This window comes from Aliarcobacter lanthieri, from assembly GCF_013201625.1.
Classification (GTDB): Bacteria; Campylobacterota; Campylobacteria; order Campylobacterales; family Arcobacteraceae; genus Aliarcobacter; species Aliarcobacter lanthieri.
The window spans coordinates 1,969,163-1,991,407 of record NZ_CP053839.1 but is presented as its reverse complement, the minus strand read 5'-3'; the positions used below and the strand labels follow the sequence as shown (position 1 = coordinate 1,991,407).

The following is a 22,245-nucleotide window of genomic DNA, read 5'->3' as shown; positions in this document are numbered from 1 at the left end:
AATCCTTTTTTTAAAAATGCAAGATTTTACCATAATATGATTAAATTTTTTTTAAGAAGATAAGCTTACTACACAATCTTTTAGAATATCGGGCTTTGATATTTTTAGGTTTAAGTTTTTTATATCATAAGATTCATATAAAATTTTTTCAATAGTTTTAATAGCATCTTCTAAAAGATTGAATTTTTTTTCTTTCATTGTTTTTTTTACTAAGTTAGAAACTTCACTGTAATCAATAAAAGAGTTATCAACAAAATCGTAATCAAAAGATATATTTATAATTACTCTTTGTTTTTTTACTCTTTCAAAATCTAAGATACCAATAATACACTTGAATTGAAGATTTTCAATTTCTATTTTCATATCACTTTTTTCTCTTCACCTTTTACTATTCTAATAATATTTGGAATATGTTTATAAAGAATAATAAATGCAATTAAAAACATAGGAACATTAGAACCAATATTTAACCCATTATAGATAAATAAAGCACTTATAATAACAGCAATTAGTCCTAAAAGTGAAGATAAAGATGATATTTTTAAAACTTTTGCAAAAAATAGCCAAATTATTGCACCAATTAATGTAGCATATGGAATAAGAACAATATAAACTCCAAGCCCTGTAGCTACTCCTTTACCACCTTCTAGTCCCAAATATATTGAATAACAATGTCCTAACACACTAAGAACTGCCATTGCCCATAAAGTTTCATAGCTAAGATTTAAGTAAAGACCAATTAGTAAAAGAATAGTTCCTTTTAGAGCATCAAGTATTACTGTTGCGATACCTAATTTTTTTGCTAGCTTTGGGTCTTTTTCTTTTACAACTCTTAACACATTTGTAGCACCTATACTTTTACTTCCTTGCGATTTTATATCAACTCCAGCAAAGGTTTTTGCTAAAATTAATCCAAAAGGAATAGAGCCTACTAAATAAGCCAAAAGATAAAATAATATATTTTGATTTGTAAAAAAATCCATTTATAACCTTTAGTTTTTATGTAAAATAAATGAGATTATAACTAAAATTTTGCTATATTCCCACTTAATAAAAATATGAAAAGGTTTTATTTTGAATTTAAAAGAAGAGATATTAAAACTAAAAAAAGAACTTGATGTTACGCTTGTAGCACACTTCTATCAAAGGGATGAAGTATTTGAATTAGCTGATATTACTGGTGATTCTTTAGAATTAGCAAAAAAAGTTATGAATACAAATACAGAGTTTGTAGTATTTTGTGGGGTTGGATTTATGGGAGAGAGCGTAAAAATAATGAGTCCACAAAAAAGAGTTCTAATGCCAAGAATTGCCTGTTGTGCAATGGCTAGAATGATTGATGAAGGATATTTTGAGCAAAATTTAAAAATTATAAATGAAGCTGGAATTAAAAATGAGGATATTTTACCAATTACATATATTAACTCTAGTGCAAGAGTAAAAGCAAGAGTTGGAATGATGGGTGGAATGGTTTGTACTTCTTCAAATGCTTATAAAATAATAGAAAAAGGTTTGAAAAGTGGTAAAAAAATATTTTTTGTTCCAGATCGTTGTTTAGGACAAAATTTTGCAAAATCATTGAATTTAAAATCAGCAGTTGTTGGTGATGGAAGTAATTTAAATGAAGCTGATATCATTTGTTATAATGGTTTTTGTAGCGTTCACCAACAATTTTCAGTTGATGATATAGATTTTTATAGAGAAAAATATCCAGGTATTTTGGTTGCAGTTCATCCAGAGTGTGATCCGAAAGTATGTGATAAAGCAGATTTTGTTGGTTCAACTTCACAATTAATAACATATATAAAAAATCTACCAATTGAGCAAAAAGTTGTTGTTGGAACAGAGTTTAATATGGTAAATAGACTTAGAGATAAAAATACATATATTTTAAGTTCAACAAAACCAGAGTGTCCAACAATGAATGAAACAACTTTGGAACATGTTTATAATACATTGAAATCTATTAAAGATGATAATATCTCAAAAGAGTGTGAGATTTTTGTAGATGAAAATACAGCAAAATGGGCTAAAGTAGCATTAGAAAGGATGTTTGAAGTATGATTAATATACGAAAGTTTGTAAAAAATGCAATTAATGAAGATAATGGAAGAGGAGATTTATTCTTCGATATAGCACCACAAGGAGATTTTACTGCAAAGATAATTTCAAAAAGTGATGGTATTTTAGCTGGAGTTAAATATGTAGATATTTTAGCTAGAACAGAAAAAATAAAAATAGAGTTTTTAAAACAAGATGGAGATAAAATTGTAGTTGGAGATATTCTAGCTACTTTAGAAGGTAAGGCTTCAAAGTTACTATCTTGTGAAAGAACTATGTTAAATATGTTACAACATGCTTCAGGTATTGCAACAATGGCAAATAAATATGTAACAATGCTTGATGGAATAGATGTAGTACTTTTAGATACAAGAAAAACAAGACCACAATTAAGAGATTTTGAAAAATATGCATCAAGAATTGGTGGTGCTATCAATCATAGGCTCGGGCTTGATGATTGTTTAATGTTAAAAGATACTCACCTTAGAACAATTGACAATCTTGCAGAATTTGTAAAAAAGGCTAGAAAAAGAATATCTTGGGTTACTAAAATAGAAATTGAGTGTGAAACACTTCCCCAAGTTATTGAAGCTATGGCTGCTGGAGCAGATATTATAATGTGTGATAATATGGTACCAGAACAAATAAAAGAAGTAGTTCTTTATAGAAATGAAAATTATCCACATATAATGTTAGAAGCTAGTGGAAATATAAATATAAAAACAATTCGAGATTATGCAAAAACAGGCGTTGATGCTATTAGTAGTGGAAGTATCATACACCAAGCAACTTGGCTTGATTTTTCAATGAGAGTCGATTAAAAACTATGAAAAAAGATTTTATCTTAAATAATAAAGTTGATACAAACGAGTATTCAAAAGCATTAAAGCTTATAGAAAAGAGTAGATATATACTTATAATTACTCATGTAAATCCTGATCCAGATTCTATTGGTTCTGCTTTAGCTTTATCAAACTTGTTTGCAGAAAATAAGATAAAACATAAAGTTTTTAATGTAAGTAGTGATTTACCACAAAATTTAGATTTTATTCCTAGATTCGAGAAAATTACTCATATTTTACCACCATTTTATGATCTAGCAATTAGTGTTGATTGTGGAACATATAAAAGATTAGGTTTTGAATTACCTAAAAATATTCCTCTTATAAATTTTGATCATCATGCTTCAAATGAGAATTTTGGTACAGTTAATATTGTAGACCCATATAAAAGTTCAACAGCAGAACTTGTATTTGAGTTTTTTAAATATAATGGATTAAATATAACAAAGGCTAGTGCAATGTCACTTTATGTAGGAATTTATGATGATACATTGGCTTTTTCTTTAAGTAGATGTGATGAACAAACATTTACAAAAATTAACTTTTTGGTTGAATGTGGAGCAAGTCCTTCTTATATCGCAAATAAGCTTTTAAGAAGGGATAGTTTGGCAAAATACAGAATTATTCCAAAAGTTTTACAGAGTTTAGAATTACATAAAGAAGGTGAAGTAGCCACTATATATGCTTTGCCACAGTGGTTTAAACAAACTGGTGCTCATAGTCGTGATTGTGAAGATGCTTTAGATATGATTATGAGTATGGCAGTTGTAAAACTAGCATATTTTGTAAGATCAATAGATGGTTTTTGTAGAGTTTCTTTACGTTCAAAAGATAATATTGATGTGTCAAAAATTGCTATGGCTTTTGGTGGTGGAGGTCACTTCAATGCTTCTGGATGTACATTAGAAATAAAAGATGTAGTTGAAGCAAAAAATTTAATATTAAAGGAAGTTATAAAAGTTTATGGATAAAAAAAGTGGATTATTATATATAAGTATAGCTATTATGGTTATTTTGGTTGTAGTTTTAGGTGTTATTTTGACTATGGATAGAGAGAAACCAAATGTTTATATTCAAAAAGAGATAAATCAAAAAGATATTTTTTGGAATTTACAAGCTCCTATAAAAGTTGAAGTTTCTGATAAAAATAAAATAAAATCTTTTGAAGCTATAATAATTGATGGACAAAATGAATTTGCAATAGAGAGTGAACTTATAGCTGAAGATAAAAATAGTGGAGTTTTGACTTATGAGTTAAAACCATTTAAATTTAATGAAGTAAAATCTTCAAATGTAATACTTAGAATAAAAGCAAGAGATAATAGTAATTGGAACTTTTTTAGTGGAAATGAAGCAATTGAAGATACAAATCTTATAATTGATAGAAGAAGTCCTATTACAAGTGTTTTATCAAACTCTTATATGTTAAAACAAGGTGGAAGTGGAATTTTAATAGCTGAAATAAAAGATGAAAATTTAAAAGATTATTATGTAACTTTTAATGATGAGGTAATTTTTGAATTATTCCCATTTTATAAAACAGGTTACTATATTTCTATAATTACTTGGCCTATTGATATCAAAGAGTGGAAAGGTGTAAATATAGTAGCAGTTGATATGGCTGGAAATAAATCTATTACAAAAGTTCCATATTATATTCAAAGTTTTAAAGAAAAAGTTGATAATTTAAATATTAGTGATGATTTTATTTATAGCGTAAGTAAAAATGTTCTTGAACTAAGCAATATGGATATACCAACTAATCCAGTGGATATTTTTGTAAAAGCAAATAAAGATTTAAGAGCAGAAAATTTAAAAACAGTTAAAAATATAGTTGTTAAAAATTTCCAAGATAGTCAAAATATGCCTTTTGAAGTAAAAACTTTTATAAGAATGTCAAATGCAAAAACTTTTGCAATGTTTGGAGAAAGAAGACATTACTTTTACAATGGTGAAAAAGTTGATGAAGCTTGGCATTTAGGTATGGATTGGGCAAGTGTTAGAAGAGCAGATATAGTAGTTTCAAATCCAGGAAAAGTTATTTTCAGAGATTATTTAGGGATTTATGGAGAGAGTATTATTGTTGACCATGGCTTAGGTTTAGCATCTTTATATGCACATACAAGTAGTCAAGATGTTGAAGTTGGAGATTTTGTAAAAGCTGGACAAAAAATAGGAAATACCGGAGCAACAGGAGCAGTATTTGGAGATCATTTACACTTTGGAATTTTAGTTCAAGGAATTGAAGCTAATCCAAATGAATGGTTAGATAGCAATTGGATGAAATTAAATCTTACAAATACTATAAATGATGCGATTAAAATTATAGATGGAAATCAAAAATGAAACAAAGAACATTGAAAAAAAGTGTAGATATCGTTGGTATAGGGCTTCATAAAGGGGTCCCTGTAAAAATGAGGTTAGAACCATTACCAGAAAATAGTGGAATAGTAATTTATAGAAGTGATGTTGGAGTTACAATCCCATTAAAAAAAGAATATGTAGTAGATACTAAAATGGCAACAGTTTTAGGTAAAGATGGAGTTATCGTATCTACAATAGAACATCTTTTAAGTGCTATTTATGCTTATGGAATAGATAATTTAAGAATTGTACTTGATAATGATGAAATTCCAGTTTTAGATGGAAGTGCATCTGGATATTGTATGCTCATAGAAGAAGCTGGAATTGCTGAACTTGAAGCTACTAAAAAAGCAATAAAAATAAAAAAAGAAGTTATTGTTGAGACAGAAGATGGTAAAAAAGTTTCTCTAAAACCATCAGATAGAATAGTTTATGATTTTGAAATAAAATTTAATCATCCAGCTATTGGGACACAAAAATTTCATTTTGATTATTCAATAGAAGAGTATAAAGAAAATATTAGTAAAGCTAGAACATTTGGATTTTTACATGAAGTACAATATTTAAGAAGTATAGGTTTAGCTTTGGGTGGAAGTATGGAGAATGCTATTGTTTTAGATGAAACAAAGATTTTAAATCCAGAAGGTTTAAGATATGAAGATGAGTTCGTAAGACATAAAATTTTAGATGCTATTGGAGATATGGCTCTTTTAGAATATACTCTCATTGGAGAATATGATGCTATTGCTGGTAGTCATCATTTAAATCACCTTTTAACAAAAAAACTTTATGAAGACAAAGATAACTATGAAATTATAGATTTAGAAGAAGCAAATAGTGAAGCTGTAATTTTTGAAATGGCATATGCAAAAGAGAGAGTTTAATTGATTGAAGTTTTAGTTATAACTATTTCAAATCCTTTATTGATTGGAATTTATAAAGATAGAAAACTTATTAAAGAATATAAATTAGAGGGATTAACTTCTGATGAACTACCCTTACTTTTTGAAAAATTATTATTAGAATTTAATATAAATAAAATAGTTTATGTAAATACTCCAGGTTCATTTATGTCTATAAAAATAGCATATATATTTTTAAAAACAATTACTATGATAAAAAATATAGAGTTTGAAGCAATAGATGGTTTTTTATTTAATCAAAATTCTCCAATAAAAGCTTTAGGTAAAAAATACTTTATAAAGGATCAAAATGATATTAAAGTAGATTTTTTGCCAAATGAGTGTAAAATCTCTGATTTTGAATTACCAAAGAGTATAGAAGATTATAAATTTAATAAAGAAACATTACCAATTTATAATCTTCCAGCAGTATAAAAAGGAGAATATTTGAGAGTAAGCGTTCCAGCTACAAGTGCAAATTTAGGGCCAGGATTTGATTGTTTAGGTTTAGCAGTAAGTTTAAAAAATCAAGTAATAATAAAGCCTTCAAAATTTCATAGTGTATCATTAAAAGGTGAAGGTTCTAATAATCCTGCACTAAAAGACAATAATATGTTTATATCAATTTTTAATGATTTTTACTATAATTTAACACAGAAAAAAAGGCATTTTAGATTTGAATTTTTTAATGAAATTCCATTGTCTCGTGGATTAGGAAGTTCATCAGCAGTTATTGTTTCAGCAATAGCAAGTGCTTATGCAATAGAAGGTATAAAGGTAGATAAAAGTAAATTATTAAATTTATCTTTGGCTTATGAAAATCATCCAGATAATATTACTCCAGCAGTTATGGGTGGATTTAATGTTGCTTGTGTTCAAGAAAATGAAGTTAAATATATAAATAAATCTATACCAAAAAGTTTAAAAGCTGTAATAGTTGTACCAAATAGACCTATTTCAACCCAATTATCAAGAAAAACACTTCCTTTTAAATATTCAAAAGAAGATGCAGTATTTAATATATCTCATTCATCACTTTTAACAGCAGCATTTATGAGTGAAAATTGGGATATGCTAAAATATGCTTCACAAGATGTAATTCATCAAAAATATAGAATGAAACATATGCCAGAACTTTTTGAGGTTCAAAAAACTTCTTTAAGAAGTGGTTCTTTAATGAGTACATTATCAGGTTCGGGTTCAACACTGTTTTCTATCGCTTATAGTGAAGATGCACCTAAAATTGAACAAGCACTAAAAGAAAAATTTCCTCATTTTAGAGTATTTACTGTAGATTTTGATAACTATGGTGTAAAAATTGAAATTTAGTAATTTTTTACGATTAAGAAAAATTTAGGTATAATGTTTGGCTAATTTAAAAAAAATCTTAAGAACTTGCATATTTTGTAGAGCAAAATTAGAGCAAAAAGAGCTAATAAGATTGAAATGTTTAAATAAAAAATTGTCACTTTATGATAATTTTGGAAGAAGCTTTTATATTTGTAAACCTTGCAGTTTGAGTTTAGATAATGTAAAAGATAGTAAGAGATATGAAAAATCACTTTGTAAAGAGTGTAAAAATAAAGATGAGTATGTTATACAACTTAAGGAGATTCTAACAGATGTCAGATAAAGTAAGAGTTTTTGAGATTGCAGAAGAAGCTGGTTCAACTAGTGCTGAAGTAATGCAAAAAGCAAAAGAGTTAGGGATAGATTTAAAAACAGCACAAGCAACTGTATCATTTGAAGATGCGGAAGAGATTACGCAATATATTATGACTGGTAAAAGTTCAAGACTGAAAAAAGTATCTACGCCAAAAGTAACTAAAGAGAAAAAAGAAAAAATTAAAGAAGATAATTTAGATGATGATACAGAAGTATCAAAAACAGAAGAAATAGAAGTTAAATCTAAAGAAATAGTAAAAAAAGTTGAAGTTAAAAAACCAGTAATTGCAAAACCAAATTTAAAAACTTCAGCGAATGATTCAATTTTAAATGAATCAGATATACAAGAGAACCAAAATAAAATAGTTCCAAAAAGAAAAGGTTTGGTGATTATCAAGAAGAAAAGACCAAATGAAGAAGTAGAAACTAAAGTTACTCAAGAAGTTGTAAACAAAAAACCTTTAAAATCTTTAAGTGATATATTTGGAGATGATGATAATAACTCTACTATAAATGAAAAACAAGTAAGAACTCAAAGTCAAGAAGAATTAAATAGACAAAGAATAAAAAAAGAGAAGAAAAAAACTGCAGTAAGAGCTCAAGACCATGGAAAAAAATTAGAAGTTGCTAGAGATTATGATGAATTTTCAAGTAGTGATGATTCACTTTTAGGAGAAGAAGTAGTTTTACTTGATATGGATTTAAGTGATACATATAAGATATTTGATGAACCAAAACCTGTAAATACTACAAATCATTCAAGAAGTTCAAAACCAGCTGCATTTGGGAATACTCCAACAGGACTTCAAAGAGGGAAAAGAAAGAAAAGAATTGTAAGAACACAAGAAAAAGTTGAAATAAAAAATGTAACAATTCCTGAAGATATAAGAGTATATGAATTTGCTGAAGCTTGTGGTAAATCTCCAGCTGAAGTTATAAAAGTTTTATTTAGCTTAGGAATGATGGTTACAAAAAATGACTTTTTAAAACAAGATGAATTAGAAATTCTTGGAGAAGAGTTTGGAATAGATGTAACAGTTAAAGATGCTTTAGAAGATGTGAATTACGAAGAAAGTTATGATGAAGAGATTGATACAAGTTCTTTTGTAACTAGACCACCTGTTGTTACAATAATGGGACATGTTGATCATGGTAAAACATCACTTTTAGATAAAATTAGAAGTTCAAAAGTTGCTGCTGGTGAAGCTGGTGGAATTACTCAACATATAACTTCATATACAGTTACAAAAAATGGACAAAAGATTACTTTTGTTGATACTCCAGGTCACGAAGCATTCTCTGCTATGAGAACAAGAGGTGCAAATGTTACAGATATTATTATAATAGTTGTTGCTGCAGATGATGGTGTAAAAATGCAAACAGAAGAGGTTATCTCTCATGCGAAAGCTAGTGGTTGCCCAATAATTGTAGCTATGAATAAGATGGATAAAGAATCTGCAAATCCAGATATGGTAAAAGCACAGATGGCTGAAAAAAATCTAACACCTGTTGATTGGGGAGGAGATATTGAATTTATTCCTGTTTCAGCTAGAACTGGTGATGGAATAGAAGATTTATTAGAAAACATTTTAATTCAATCAGAACTATTAGAATTGAAAGCTGATCCAAGTGCAAAAGCAAAAGCTACTGTTATAGAAGCATCTTTAGAAAAAGGAAGAGGGCCTGTTGCAAATATTATTGTTCAAAATGGTACTTTAAGAGTTGGGGATAATATTGTTTGTGATACTACATTTGGAAGAGTAAAAGCTATTACAAATGATATGGGTGAAATTGTAAAAGAATTAGGATTAAGTGAAACAGGAACAGTTTTAGGTTTGAATGAAGTTCCTACTACTGGTTCTAGTATGGTTGCTATGGATACTGAAAAAGAAGTAAGAGATATAGCTACTACTAGAGCTGAACATGCTAGAGCTAAAGAGTTATCAAAATCTACTAAAGTTTCACTTGAAGAAATGAGCGGATTAATAGCCGAAGGGAAAATCAAACAATTACCAGTTATCATAAAAGCTGATGTTGGAGGTTCATTAGAAGCTATTAAAGGTTCTTTAGAAAAAATAGCAAATGATGAAGTAAAAGTAAAAGTTGTTCATGCTGCTGTTGGTGGTATTACAGAGTCTGATATTGTATTAGCAAGTGCTAGTGAAGGTTGTATTATCTTAGGATTTAATGTAAGACCAACTGGTACAGTAAAAGCAAAAGCAAAAGCTGATGGAGTTGAAATAAATACATACTCAATAATTTATGATTTACTTGATGATGTAAAAGATGCTCTTTCTGGAATGATGAGTGCAGTTATTAGAGAAGAAAATACTGGACAAGCAGAAGTTAGAGATACATTCGTTGTTCCAAAAGTTGGAACGGTTGCTGGGTGTTTAGTAACTGATGGGAAAGTTATTCGTGGTGGTCATGCTAGAATTATTAGAGATGGAGTTGTTACATATACAGGTAAAATATCATCATTAAAACGATTTAAAGATGATGTTAAAGAAGTTGTAAATGGATTTGAATGTGGGATTATGTTTGAAAAATTCAATGATATTAAAGTTGGAGATTATATTGAAACATTCATTCAAATAGAAGAGAAAGTTTCAATAGACGACTAATGAAAAGTATCAATCTTCAAAGAACAGAATCTTTATTGATGGAGTTAATTCCACAAGCTTTGTCACAATTAGCTGATACAAGAATTAACTCATTACCAATTACTGGAGTTAATTGTAAAAATGGTAAATATGATGCTATTGTTTACTTTGATGGAAGTGATTTTGATAAAGAAGAGACAAAAGCTGTAATTCAAGCTTTAAATAAAGCAAATGGTAGAATAAAAAGTGATGTACTAGCAAGTACAGGTTGGTATAAATGTCCAAATTTTAAATTTGAAGTAGATACAACTTTAGAAAAATCTAAGCATCTTGAAGATTTATTTGCTCAAATAAAAAAAGATAAAAAAATAAAGAGTGAACAAGAATGAATTTAGAAGAACAAATCAAATTAATAGTTGAAAATAATGGTTTAAAACTTTATGATATTGTTACAGTAAGGGAAAATGATAGAAATATTTTTAGAGTTGTTGTAACTTCTCCAGATGGTGTAAATCTTGATAAGTGTGCAGAAGTTTCTAGAATGATATCTCCAATTTTAGATATTGAAGAGCCAATGAATGGAGTTTATAATCTTGAAGTTAGCTCTCCTGGAATTGAGAGAAAATTAAAGAAAAAAGAGCATTATATAGCTAGTGTAGGAGAACTCATAAAGGTTAAAAATCTTGAAACAGAGGTGTTTAAAGGTAAACTTCTAAAAGCTGATGAAGAAAAAATAGTAATTCTCACAGAGTTTGGAGAAGAAGAATTAACTTACGATAATATCTTAAGTGCATCAACATATTTTGAGTGGTAAGAAAGCTATTAAATGAAAATTGATGATAATTTCTATATGAAATTAGCCATTGATGAGGCTTGGAAATATCAACTTATAACTTATCCTAATCCAGCAGTTGGTTGTGTGATTGTAAAAAATGGTAAACTTTTAGCTATAGAAGCGCACAAGGAAGCTGGATTGCCTCATGCTGAAATAAATGCTCTAAAGACTGCTTTTTTAACACAAGAACCAAATTCAATTTTAAAGATAAAAAATAATTCATCTGATATACATAATTTTTTGATTCAAAATCATAATGGTTTTTTTGAAGATTGTGATATTTTTGTAACATTGGAACCTTGTAATCATATAGGAAAAACTCCATCTTGTGCTTTTTTACTTTCAATTTTAAATCCTAAACGAGTTATTATTAGTGTAGAAGATCCAAATAAGAAAGCAAGTGGTGGTATAGAAACTTTAAAAAATAAAAATATTGAAGTTGTAAAAGGAGTTTTAAAGAAAGATGGAGAAGATTTAATTTTTCCTTTTAAAACTTGGCAAAATAAAACTTGCATATTTTTTAAAATGGCACAAACTTTAAATGGGATGATTGATGGGCAAATATCAAGCCACAGAACAAAACTTTATGTACATACTTTAAGAGATAAAATAGACCTCCTTATGATTGGTGGTAATACTGTAAGAACTGATAAGCCAAATTTAGATACTAGATATGTATATGGAAAAAATCCAGATATATTTATATATAGTAGAAATAAGATTTTTAGCCAAAATATACCACTTTTTACTGTACCTAATAGAAAAGTTATAGTTTCAGATGATTTGTTTAAATTACTTGATTATAAGTTTATTATGATTGAAGGAGTTTATAATCTTCTTGAAATATTAAAAGATAAGATAGATTTTATAGTGCTACTTGTAAATCCAAAGATTAGAAATGGGTTAAATGCTCTAAATGAAATTGATTTAGATTTTAAAATTTTACATGAAAACTATTTGGGCGATGAAAAGATAATTTTTCTAAAAAGAAATTTTTAATATCAAACTTATATATCTTTGAGATTAAAATAGGCATAAAAAAACCCAAATCATAAAGACTTGGGTTAAAAAAGAATATAAATTTAATTTTTATTTTACTTTTTCTAGGTATTCACCAGTTCTAGTATCAACTTTTATTACATCACCTTCTAAAATATGAAAAGGTATCTGTACAACTGCACCAGATTCTAAAGTAGCAGGTTTTCTTCCACCTTGAGAATCACCTTTAAAGTTTGGTGGAGTATCAGTGATTTTTAATTCAACAACCATTGGTGGTTCAACAGTTATAGCTTTACCATTGAAATACATCATATCTACTTGCATTCCATCAATAATCCAATCAAAAGCCTCACCTACTTGTTCGTATGTAAGTCCTTCTTGTTCATATGTTGTTGTATCCATAAATTGTAATAGTTCACCATCGTCATATAAAAATTGCATTTGTTTTTGAACTAAATTTGGAGTTTCACATTTATCTCCAGCATGAAAAGTTTTTTCAATAACTTTACCATTTAAAAATGATTTAATTTTACATCTAACAAATGCTGCACCTTTTCCAGGTTTTACGTGTTGATATTCAGTAATTTTATAAGGAATACCATCAACTTCAATTTTTAGACCTTTTTTTAATTCACTCATCCCAATTGCCATATATTCTCCTTAAATTTCAGCATAAGCAATAGCAATTGATGATTCAAGATTATCAAGTTCTGCAATTACTTTTGAAGTAGCTTTTTCATCAATTAATATAACTGCTAAGGCAATACCTTCTTTTCCTCTAGATAATCTAAAATCAGCTATATTAATTCCATTGTTACCAAGGATATTACCAACTTTGCCAACAACACCTGGAATATCTTTGTTTTTCATAATAATCATTTTACCTTTTGGTTCAGCATCAAGAACAAATCCATCAATATTTATAATTCTTTGAGCTTCATCTCCAAATACTGTTCCAGAAATAGTTTTAACACCTTTTGAAGTTGTTATTTTAATAGTAACTTTATTTTTATAACCATTACAATTTTCTGAATTTTTAGTTATTAAATCAATACCTTTCTCTTTAGCTATAAAGTTTGCATTTACATAGTTTACACTAAGTCCTGAACTAACACTTAGTACTCCTACACTTGCAAAAGTTTGTAGTGAATCAACATATTCACCTAATTCCCCTTCTGCATTAACTTCAATAGCTCTAATCTCACTTTTACTAATTTGTGCTAGTAAAAATGCCATTTTTTGAGTAAGTTCAATATATGGTTTAACAAAAGTAGGTATTTTATTCTCATCTATTGGAAGATTAAGAGCATTTGGATATGCTATTCCTCTTGCACTTTCAATAGCATTATTTGCACTTTGAATAGATATTTCTTTTTGTGATTCTTTAGTATTTGCACCTAAGTGTGCAGTTACAGTCACATTTGGTAAATCAAGAATTGGATGATTAATAGCTGGTTCTTTTTTAAATACATCAATCCCAGCCATTGCAATTTTTCCATTTTTTAAATTTTCTACTAGTGCTTCTTCATTATATAATCCACCTCTAGCACAATTTATTAAAACCACTCCATCTTTCATTTTTTTAATCTCATCAAAACTTATCATATCAATAGTTTCTTTGTTTTTTGGAGTATGAATAGTGATAATATCACAAGATAATATATCATCAAAATTTGTAGTATATTTTATACCTAAATCTGTTGCTTTTGTTGAAGGAATATATGGGTCATAAGTGATAACATCCATTTCGAAAGCTTTTGCTCTTAAAGCTACTCTATGACCAATATTCCCAAAACCAATAACTCCTAGTTTTTTTCCATAAAGTTCATTTCCATACCAATCTTCTCTTTTCCAAACTCTATCAATTTTTAATTGATTATGTGCATAAGGAAATTTTCTCATACAAGAAAGCATATGAGCCATAGTAAGTTCAACTGCTGCTATAGTGTTTGCAGTTGGAACATTCATTGCAATTATTCCTCTTTTACTACAACCATCTATATCAACATTGTCATAACCAACACCAGCTCTAATAATAGCTTTTAAATTTGTTGCAGCATTTAAAAACTTTTCGTCAACATCTGTTGAAGATCTAGTAATAGCAACATCTGCATCTTTTATAATATCTAATAATTTTGTTTTATCAATATCAGCTGCATATACATAATTTATATCTTCTGTATTTTGTAAAATATTTAAACCAGCTTCATGAATATGATCACAAACTACAATTGTATGTTTATTCATTCTAAAAATCCTATTTATTTATTTGATCTTTTAAAATATCACCAAGAGTCATAGATGAGTCATCATTTACAGATCTTAACATCTCTCTTTCTTGTTGTTGCTCTAATCTTTTTACAGATAATCTAACTCTATTTTTTTTAGTATCAATGTTTATAATTACAGCTTCAACTTCATCACCATTTTTAATTTCTTCAACATTTAATGGTCCAAAATCTTCATTTCGAATTAATCCATCAAGATTATTTTCAAGTTTTATAAATACTCCAAAATCTTTTTTATCTTTTACACTACCTTTGATGATATCACCAACTTTATAGTTGTCTTGGAATTTTTTAGCTGGAGATTCTGCAATATCTTTTATTGAAAGTGAAATATTTTCTTTCTCTTTATCTATTTTGATAATTTTAACTTCAACTTCATCACCTTTTTTGAATAAAGTTTTACATTTTGCATTTGGCTCCCAAGATGCTTCTTCATTATGTAATAAACCATCAACTTCACCTAAAGTAACAAATGCACCAAATTCAGTTAAAGTAGCAACTTTACCTTGTAATACATCTCCAACTTTATGAGAGTTTATAAATTTTGTGAAAGGTTTTTCTTGAAGATTTTTTAAAGATACTCTTAATCTTTTTTGGTCAAAGTTTAATTCAATAACTTCAACATTTATTTCATCACCAATATTTAAAATCTCTTTAGGATTTTTAATATTTTTATTCCAAGAAAGTTCTGAAATATGTAAAAGACCTTCTATATCATTTCCTAAATCAACAAATGCTCCATAAGATTCAAAATTAGAAACAGTTACAGTTATAGTATCACCAACTTCTAATTTATCTTTTATTTCTTCCCAAGGATTTGATAAAGCAGCTTTAATTGAAAGGCTTAAATGTTGTTTAGTTTTATCATAAGATAATACAACAACTGAAACAGTATCACCTTCATTATAATAATTTGCAGGATTAACTGGTCCTTTATAAGATATTTCATTATAGTTTACTAAACCATCAACTCCACCTAAATCAACAAACATACCATAAGAAGTTATTTTTTTCACAATTCCATTAATAGGAGATGTATTTTCTAAAATCTCATTTACTTTAGTATCTTTGATTAATTTTGATTCTTCAATTAGTTTTTTTCTTGAAACTATTATTGAACTTTGATTTTTATTTACTTTAATAACTTTAGCTTTTACAGTTTTTCCAAGTGCACCTTGAGTTTTCATGTATGATTGAGCAAGTGGCATAAAGTATTCACAACCGTTTGAATCTTCAATTGTAAAGCCACCTTTTTGTTTAATAGCTACAACTTTACCTTCGATTGTTACATCTTCAAAGTCATCTCCATTAGCTTTTATAAAGTTATCAAATTTTTCTTTTTGTAAAACTTTTTTGTGTGAGATATTAGGTCTTTCACCTTTACTTCCCATAAGCATTACAGGAATTGTATCCCCAACTTTATATTTAACTTCACCGTTAATAGTTATCTCATTTAAAGGTAATAGTCCTTCAATCTTTTGTCCTACATCAACTAAAACTTTTTCATCTGTAATTTCAACAATTACACCATCTACAACAGAGTTATTCTCTGATTGTTCAAAAGATTCATTAAGTAGTTGCTCAAAGTCAAATTCTTCACCTAAATCTATATCATCCATATGCATTTTCGTACCTTCTTGTTTACCAGTTTTATTTAAAATAGGACGATTATACAAAAAAAAGGCTTAAATTACCTACTTAAAACTTTTTATTTTATTTACGACTTTCTGAATTACCCAATCTGGCGTACTTGCACCTGCTGTTATTCCACAGAACTCTTTATTTGTAAACCAAGCTACATTTAAGTCATTTTCATTTTCAACTAAGTATGAATCAGTACAGTTTTCAAGACAGATAGAGTGTAATTGTTTTGTATTTGAAGAGTTTTTACCACCAATTACAATCATAACATCTGCTTTTATTGATATATCTCTTGCTGCATCTTGATTTTCAAAAGTTGCATCACAAATTGTATTGAATACTCTTACTTCCTTATTTCTTAAAATTAGATAGTTAACTATTTCTAAATAAGTTTCTTTCTTTTTTGTTGTTTGTGCAACACAAGCAATTTTTTTATTTTTAAAAGTGATTTTTTCTAAATCTTCTACACCTAAAACAATAAAGACATCATCTAAATCTGAAGCATAAGATTGTACTCCTTTTACTTCTGGATGTTCTTTATCTCCAAAGATAAGTATTGAGTAGCCATCTTTTGACATATCTTTTACAATATTTTGGGGTGTTGTTACAAATGGACAAGTTGCATTTATAACTTTTGTATTCATTGCTTTTAGGTTCTTTAAATCATCTTTTGGAATACCATGAGTTCTTATAATAACAGTGTCATTGTCTTTTACATCATTTAAATTTGAGTATAGACCAACATTAAAATCATTTTTTAATCTATTTATCTCATCTTGATTATGAATAAGTGGTCCCATTGTTGCAGAATTTGTATATTTTTGTGCTATATTGATTGCTCTTTTTACTCCAAAACAAAAACCATAATTTGATGCTAATTCTATTTTCAAAATAGTTCCTTAATTATATAAAGAGTCTAGAATCTCTTTAAAATTTGGGAAAGATGTTTCAATACAATCTATATCTTCTATATACATATCAGAATTTAATCCAGCAATTGCAAAGCTCATGGCAATTCTATGATCTCCATAAGAGTTAATTGTAGCTTTTTGTAAAGTTCCACCCACTATCTCGTAACCATCTTCAAATTCTGTAAAATTAACTCCACAAAGTTTTAGATTATTTACAACAGCACTAATTCTATCACTCTCTTTTACCCTAAGTTCTTCAGCATTTGAAACTTTTGATTTTCCTTTTGCTAAGCTCATAGCTATAGCTAATGCTGGGAGTTCATCAATTAGCCAAGATATATTTGTATTTACTTCAACACCATTTAGTTCATTATAAATTACTTCAATATCTCCAATTGGTTCATAAATATTTTCTGTTTCTATAAAGTTTACTGTAACTCCCATTTTTTTTAAAACTACAAAAGCTTCAATTCTTGTAGGATTTAGAGTAACATTTTTAATTAAAACTCTAGAATTTGGAGTAATTGCAGCTGCTACTGCAAAGAAGAATGCAGATGATGGATCTGTTGGAACAGTTATATTTAGAGGTTTTAAATGACCTTTTAAAGGATGAATATTTATAAATCCTTCAGTATCATACTCTAAAGTTGCCCCCATACCTTTTAACATTCTTTCTGTATGATCTCGTGTTAATTCATTTTCTTTATATTTTGAAATACCAGAAGATCTAAGTGCAGCTAAAATCATAGCTGATTTTACTTGTGCAGAATCAACAGGAGAGTGATATACAAATGGTTTTAGCTCTTTTACTCCTCGAATAAAAAGAGGTGCTTTATTACCATTTTCTCTTCCGTCAATATTTGCTCCAATATTTCTTAATGGATCTGCAACTCTTTTCATTGGTCTACTTCTTAAATATTTATCTCCAGTTAAGATAAAACTTCCATCAACACTTGCTAAGAATCCACAAAATAATCTCATAGCTGTTCCAGAATTTCCACAATCAAGGACATCTGTTGGTTCAATTAAAACTTCTTTTGGAGTTATTTCTACACTACTCCCATCTCTTTTTATTTTTGCACCTAGTCGTTCTACAATATTTAAAGTATTTAGAGTGTCTTCAGCTGTTAGATAGTTTTTTATATATGAAGTTTTATTTGAAAAAAGTGAAAACATCGCACATCTATGAGAGATTGATTTATCACTTGCAATATTTGATATTGTAATATCAAAAGGTTTTACCAATTTTTTGATGTTGAAGCTTTCCACTTTTTTCCTTTTTATCTAAGAGTAATTGATAATTTTTCTTTTAGTACATCTAAAATAGAATTAATAATAGAGTTTATATCCTCATCTTCTAAAGTTTTTTCATCACTTTGTAAAATAAATCTTATAGTTAAACTTTCATTATCACCTAATTTATCATCACTATAAATATCTATTAAATTGTATTGCTTAATGATACTATTATTTAAAGAATCAATAGCTTTTTTTATCTCTTTAAATTCTAAAGATTTTGGTGCAATGATACTCAAATCTTTTCTTGAAACTTGAAACTTTGAAGAAGAAGTTACTTTTACTAAATCATTTTTTATACTATCAAAGTCTATTTCAGTAATAAAAGTATCACTTAAATCAAAATCATTAGCTACATTTGGATGAAGTTTACATATATAACCAATAACCTTTCCATCTATTAAAATATTTGCATTTTGATATGGATGAATAAAGTTATTGTCAATTTTGATCATTGGTTCTAAATCAAATTGTCCAATAGTATTTAAAACTTTTTTAGCAAATGAGAAGAAATCTATATTTTTTGGTTTACCAGCATTACTAACATCTTCAATTTCTGCTGCACCACTATATATAAATGAAACTTTTTTGCTTTCATTTCTATTTTCATCAAAAACTGTTCCAATTTCAAAGAAAGATGCTTTTTTTGCACCAACTTTAAAGTTGTTTGAACAAGCTTCAACCAAATTTAGAAGCATAGTCGTTCTATATGTATTTAGCTCTTTTACTATTGGATTTATTAAATCAAATTCATCTTTTACAGTTTTAAATCCGTATTTCTCTAAACCTTCTTTTGAAGTGAATACATATGTAAGAGTTTCAAAAAAACCATTTTCAATAGCTTTTGCTCTTATTTTATTTTTTTTAAGTAAATCATTTGAAGTTTTATTAACTCTTCTTACTTCATCTATTGCTAATGGTTTTGCTTGTATTTTATCAATCCCAATTATTCTAATAACCTCTTCAGCAATATCTGCAACATTTTTTATATCATGTCTATATAAAGGTACTTTGATTAGTAAAATATCATCTAAAGACTCTTTTATTTCAAAATCTAAAGAAGTTAAAATTTTTTCAATTTCAAATTTATCAATTTCTTCTCCAATAATAGAGTTTATTTTACGTACACTTATACTTAAAGTTGTTTTTTCAATATCCTCTAAAAACTCTTTTGTTCCAGAATATATAGTTGCTCCTAATTTTGATGCAAAGTTAGAAAAATATTCTAATCCAAATTCTAAATTTGGTTCACTTCCTCTTGAAGATTTATAAAAAACATCACTTGTTTTAACTTTTGTTTCAAAAACTTTTTTTGATATGACTTCAGGATTTATATATGAAGCTTCAACTAAAAAATCTTTACAATTATCTTCAAAATCTTTGTGTTCAACTCCAATAGTACTTAATATTTCACCTTGTGAATATACACTATCAAAACCTAAACCATTTTTCTTTAGATCTAAAACATAAAGTTCATTTTTTAAGGTAGCTTTTTCTTTTGAATAAGCATTAAATATAACACCTGTTGAATGTGTTACATAGTGTAATGAATTTTTTATATGGCTATTATTCTTAAATTTTCCAATAGATGCTACTCTCAAATTTGTAATTAAATCTAATTTAAAAGCAGAAAAATCAATGGCTTTATAAGCTATAAATGAGTCAATATTGCTACTATTTATATCAAACAATTGACCAATACTTAATTCGTGATAATTTATATGTTTTTCTATTTCTATTAAAGGAAGATCATAATAAGCACTCAACTCTCTTGCTACTCCTAAAATGCTTAAACAATCTCCTCTATTTGGAGTAAGTCCAATTTCAATAATTGTATCATTTAAAGTAGAATAATCTTTTAATTCTTTTCCTAAGATAAGTTCGCCAATAGAATCATCCAAAACTATAATTCCATCATTTAATTTAGGTAAACCTAGTTCAGTAGAAGAGCAAATCATACCATTTGATTCAACTCCTCTTAGTTTGGCAGCTTTTATTTTTAAATCACCTAAAATAGAACCAACAGTAGCAACAGCTACAAATTGTCCTTCTTCAACATTTGAGGCTCCACAAACAATTTGTTCAGTTTTTTCTCCTAGATCAACTTGACAAATATTTAATTTATCAGCATCTGGATGTTTCTCTTTTTGTAATATTTTACCTACTACAACTTTTGGTGCAATTGATATCTTATTTACACTATCAACTTCTAAACCTATTGAGTTTAAAGTTTTGCAAATTTCTTCAATACTTAAATAAGAAATATTTATAAATTGTTCTAACCAGTTTTTTGTAATAATCATCTAAATTGTCCTAATAATCTTGAATCACTTTCAAATAAAGATCTTAAATCCCCAATATTATGGATTAACATTGCAAATCTTTCAATTCCTAAACCAAAAGCATAACCTGATTTATTTGTGTATCCTACTGCATCAAAAACATTTTGATCAACAACTCCACAACCTAAGACTTCAAGCCAGCCAGTTTGTGAACAAACACGACAACCACTGCCTTTACAGAAAACACAAGAAATATCAACTTCTGCACTTGGTTCTGTAAATGGGAAAAATGATGGTCTAAATCTAACTTCAACTTCTCCAAACATATGTTGTAAAAATTCAACTAATACATGTTTTAAATTTGCAAATGATATTTTATCAGCTTCATCAACCACTAATGCTTCTATTTGATGAAACATTGGAGTATGAGTTATATCAAAATCTCTTCTAAAAACAGTACCAGGTGCAATCATTCTTATTGGAGCTTTTTGAGAAAGCATTGTTCTTATTTGAACAGGTGAAGTATGAGTTCTTAAAAGTGTATAATCTTTGTTGTAAAAAGTATCTGCCATATCTCTTGCTGGATGATATTCTGGAAGATTTAAAGCTTGAAAGTTATGAAAGTCATCTTCTACTAGAGGTCCTTCTTCTATTGCAAAATTTAGATTTTGGAAATAAGTTATAATTCTATTCATAGTCTCTGCAACTGGATGAACAGCGCCACAAGATAGTTCATTGTTGAATTTCGTAACATCTATCTTTTCAGATTCTAATTTTTTATTTAAGCTCTCTTTTTCTAGCTGTAATTTCTTTTCTTCAATAGCATTTGTTATAGCTTCTTTTTGTTTGTTTAAATTTTCAGCAAATGATTTTTTTTCTTCATTTGGGATATCTTTCATTTTTGCAAACTCTATAGTCAAAACACCTTTTTTACCTAATGTTTCGACTCTTACACTCTCTAAATCTTCAAGTGTTTTTGTATTTTGTATTTTTTCAATCCAAAGATTCACTTTTATTTTCCTAATTCTAAATTTATTCAATATTTCTATAATTTAAAATGGGCATTGTATCTAATACTTTATTAGAGTTTGGTTATAATAGAACTTTAAGTAAAGCCTTGATTTAAAGATATTTTAAAATAATTGACTTTTAACAAGTAGTTACGAAATATAATGTTTCTATTAATTGAAACAATTTAAAAGGAGAATAAAATGTGTATTTTTTGTAAGATTGTAAATAAAGAAATTCCTAGTAAGATTGTATTAGAAGAAGATGATTTTATAGCTTTTCATGATATTAATCCAACTAGGAAAGTTCATGTTTTAGTTATACCAAAAGTTCATTTTGATTCATTCCAATTTGTTGACCCAAGTATAATGTTAAATATGACAAAATTTATTCAAAAAATTGCAATAGAATTAAATATTGATAAAAGTGGCTATAGAATGATTACAAACATTGGTGAAGATGGTGGGCAAGAAGTTTCACATTTACACTTTCATCTAATAGGTGGGGAAAAAGTTGGAAGATTAGTAAGAGAAAGAGAGTAGGCTAAA

22 protein-coding genes are annotated in these 22,245 nt (G+C 27.8%); 13 read left to right on the top strand and 9 right to left on the bottom strand.

Annotation, left to right across the window (positions count from 1 at the left end):
- Positions 1–51: 51 nt before the first annotated feature.
- Together ALANTH_RS10035 and plsY are read right to left on the bottom strand one after the other, a co-directional pair.
- Positions 52–363: a dihydroneopterin aldolase gene (locus tag ALANTH_RS10035; protein ID WP_026808271.1), complete on the bottom strand. Its 312-nt coding sequence runs from the start codon at positions 361–363 to the stop codon at positions 52–54.
- Positions 360–983 carry a glycerol-3-phosphate 1-O-acyltransferase PlsY gene (plsY, locus tag ALANTH_RS10030; RefSeq protein WP_026804019.1) on the bottom strand — a complete coding sequence of 208 codons (624 nt, stop codon included), beginning with the start codon at positions 981–983 and terminating at the stop codon, positions 360–362. The genes ALANTH_RS10035 and plsY overlap by 4 nt, the downstream gene beginning before the upstream one ends.
- Positions 984–1,074: 91 nt before the next feature.
- On the opposite strand from plsY, the gene nadA reads away from it, so the two are divergent.
- Genes nadA through ribD form a run of 12 tightly spaced genes read left to right on the top strand, consistent with a single transcriptional unit; the run spans position 1,075 to position 12,271 of the window.
- Complete coding sequence (gene nadA / locus ALANTH_RS10025; protein WP_026808272.1) at positions 1,075–2,064, top strand: quinolinate synthase NadA; 990 nt, start codon at positions 1,075–1,077, stop codon at positions 2,062–2,064.
- Positions 2,061–2,882, top strand: a complete 822-nt coding sequence (gene nadC / locus ALANTH_RS10020) for a carboxylating nicotinate-nucleotide diphosphorylase (RefSeq protein WP_026804021.1) — start codon at positions 2,061–2,063, stop codon at positions 2,880–2,882. The genes nadA and nadC overlap by 4 nt, the downstream gene beginning before the upstream one ends.
- A 5-nt stretch (positions 2,883–2,887) precedes the next feature.
- Positions 2,888–3,874, top strand: coding sequence for a DHH family phosphoesterase (locus tag ALANTH_RS10015; protein ID WP_026804022.1), 987 nt, complete (start codon positions 2,888–2,890; stop codon positions 3,872–3,874).
- Positions 3,867–5,249: a M23 family metallopeptidase gene (locus ALANTH_RS10010; RefSeq protein ID WP_026804023.1), complete on the top strand. Its 1,383-nt coding sequence runs from the start codon at positions 3,867–3,869 to the stop codon at positions 5,247–5,249. The genes ALANTH_RS10015 and ALANTH_RS10010 overlap by 8 nt, the downstream gene beginning before the upstream one ends.
- The gene (lpxC, locus tag ALANTH_RS10005; protein ID WP_026808273.1) at positions 5,246–6,151 is read left to right on the top strand and encodes a UDP-3-O-acyl-N-acetylglucosamine deacetylase; all 906 of its coding nucleotides are present in this window, start codon (positions 5,246–5,248) and stop codon (positions 6,149–6,151) included. The genes ALANTH_RS10010 and lpxC overlap by 4 nt, the downstream gene beginning before the upstream one ends.
- On the top strand, positions 6,152–6,604 hold the full coding sequence (locus ALANTH_RS10000; protein WP_026808274.1) for a hypothetical protein: 453 nt from the start codon (positions 6,152–6,154) through the stop codon (positions 6,602–6,604).
- Between the two features lie 12 nt (positions 6,605–6,616).
- Complete coding sequence (gene thrB, locus ALANTH_RS09995) at positions 6,617–7,498, top strand: homoserine kinase (RefSeq protein WP_026804026.1); 882 nt, start codon at positions 6,617–6,619, stop codon at positions 7,496–7,498.
- 37 nt (positions 7,499–7,535) lie between these two features.
- On the top strand, positions 7,536–7,802 hold the full coding sequence (locus tag ALANTH_RS09990; RefSeq protein ID WP_026804027.1) for a DUF448 domain-containing protein: 267 nt from the start codon (positions 7,536–7,538) through the stop codon (positions 7,800–7,802).
- The gene (gene infB / locus ALANTH_RS09985; protein ID WP_026808275.1) at positions 7,792–10,458 is read left to right on the top strand and encodes a translation initiation factor IF-2; all 2,667 of its coding nucleotides are present in this window, start codon (positions 7,792–7,794) and stop codon (positions 10,456–10,458) included. The genes ALANTH_RS09990 and infB overlap by 11 nt, the downstream gene beginning before the upstream one ends.
- Positions 10,458–10,826 carry a 30S ribosome-binding factor RbfA gene (rbfA, locus tag ALANTH_RS09980; RefSeq protein WP_026808276.1) on the top strand — a complete coding sequence of 123 codons (369 nt, stop codon included), beginning with the start codon at positions 10,458–10,460 and terminating at the stop codon, positions 10,824–10,826. The genes infB and rbfA overlap by 1 nt, the downstream gene beginning before the upstream one ends.
- Complete coding sequence (gene rimP / locus ALANTH_RS09975; protein ID WP_026808277.1) at positions 10,823–11,251, top strand: ribosome maturation factor RimP; 429 nt, start codon at positions 10,823–10,825, stop codon at positions 11,249–11,251. Before rbfA ends, rimP begins: the two co-directional genes overlap by 4 nt.
- A gap of 12 nt (positions 11,252–11,263) precedes the next feature.
- Positions 11,264–12,271 carry a bifunctional diaminohydroxyphosphoribosylaminopyrimidine deaminase/5-amino-6-(5-phosphoribosylamino)uracil reductase RibD gene (gene ribD / locus ALANTH_RS09970; RefSeq protein ID WP_026808278.1) on the top strand — a complete coding sequence of 336 codons (1,008 nt, stop codon included), beginning with the start codon at positions 11,264–11,266 and terminating at the stop codon, positions 12,269–12,271.
- Positions 12,272–12,361: 90 nt separating this feature from the next.
- Here the strand turns inward: ribD and efp are convergent, their stop codons facing one another.
- The 7 genes from efp to pheS all read right to left on the bottom strand — a co-directional run bounded on the left by efp (position 12,362) and on the right by pheS (position 21,699).
- Positions 12,362–12,922 (bottom strand): elongation factor P, encoded by a 561-nt coding sequence (gene efp, locus ALANTH_RS09965; RefSeq protein ID WP_026804032.1) that lies wholly within the window; start codon positions 12,920–12,922, stop codon positions 12,362–12,364.
- A 9-nt stretch (positions 12,923–12,931) separates the two neighbouring features.
- Complete coding sequence (serA, locus tag ALANTH_RS09960) at positions 12,932–14,518, bottom strand: phosphoglycerate dehydrogenase (RefSeq protein ID WP_026808279.1); 1,587 nt, start codon at positions 14,516–14,518, stop codon at positions 12,932–12,934.
- A gap of 10 nt (positions 14,519–14,528) precedes the next feature.
- Positions 14,529–16,184, bottom strand: coding sequence for a 30S ribosomal protein S1 (locus ALANTH_RS09955; protein WP_026808280.1), 1,656 nt, complete (start codon positions 16,182–16,184; stop codon positions 14,529–14,531).
- A 69-nt stretch (positions 16,185–16,253) separates the two neighbouring features.
- Positions 16,254–17,090: a 4-hydroxy-3-methylbut-2-enyl diphosphate reductase gene (locus tag ALANTH_RS09950; RefSeq protein ID WP_026804035.1), complete on the bottom strand. Its 837-nt coding sequence runs from the start codon at positions 17,088–17,090 to the stop codon at positions 16,254–16,256.
- Positions 17,091–17,099: 9 nt separating this feature from the next.
- Positions 17,100–18,380: a 3-phosphoshikimate 1-carboxyvinyltransferase gene (gene aroA, locus ALANTH_RS09945; RefSeq protein WP_026808281.1), complete on the bottom strand. Its 1,281-nt coding sequence runs from the start codon at positions 18,378–18,380 to the stop codon at positions 17,100–17,102.
- An 11-nt stretch (positions 18,381–18,391) separates the two neighbouring features.
- Positions 18,392–20,710 (bottom strand): phenylalanine--tRNA ligase subunit beta, encoded by a 2,319-nt coding sequence (gene pheT / locus ALANTH_RS09940; RefSeq protein ID WP_026808282.1) that lies wholly within the window; start codon positions 20,708–20,710, stop codon positions 18,392–18,394.
- Positions 20,707–21,699, bottom strand: a complete 993-nt coding sequence (gene pheS, locus ALANTH_RS09935; protein WP_026808283.1) for a phenylalanine--tRNA ligase subunit alpha — start codon at positions 21,697–21,699, stop codon at positions 20,707–20,709. Before pheS ends, pheT begins: the two co-directional genes overlap by 4 nt.
- A gap of 201 nt (positions 21,700–21,900) precedes the next feature.
- Between pheS and ALANTH_RS09930 the strand changes: the two genes are divergently transcribed.
- Entirely contained in the window at positions 21,901–22,239 is a 339-nt protein-coding gene (locus tag ALANTH_RS09930) for a histidine triad nucleotide-binding protein (protein WP_026808284.1), read from the top strand.
- Positions 22,240–22,245: the final 6 nt, after the last annotated feature.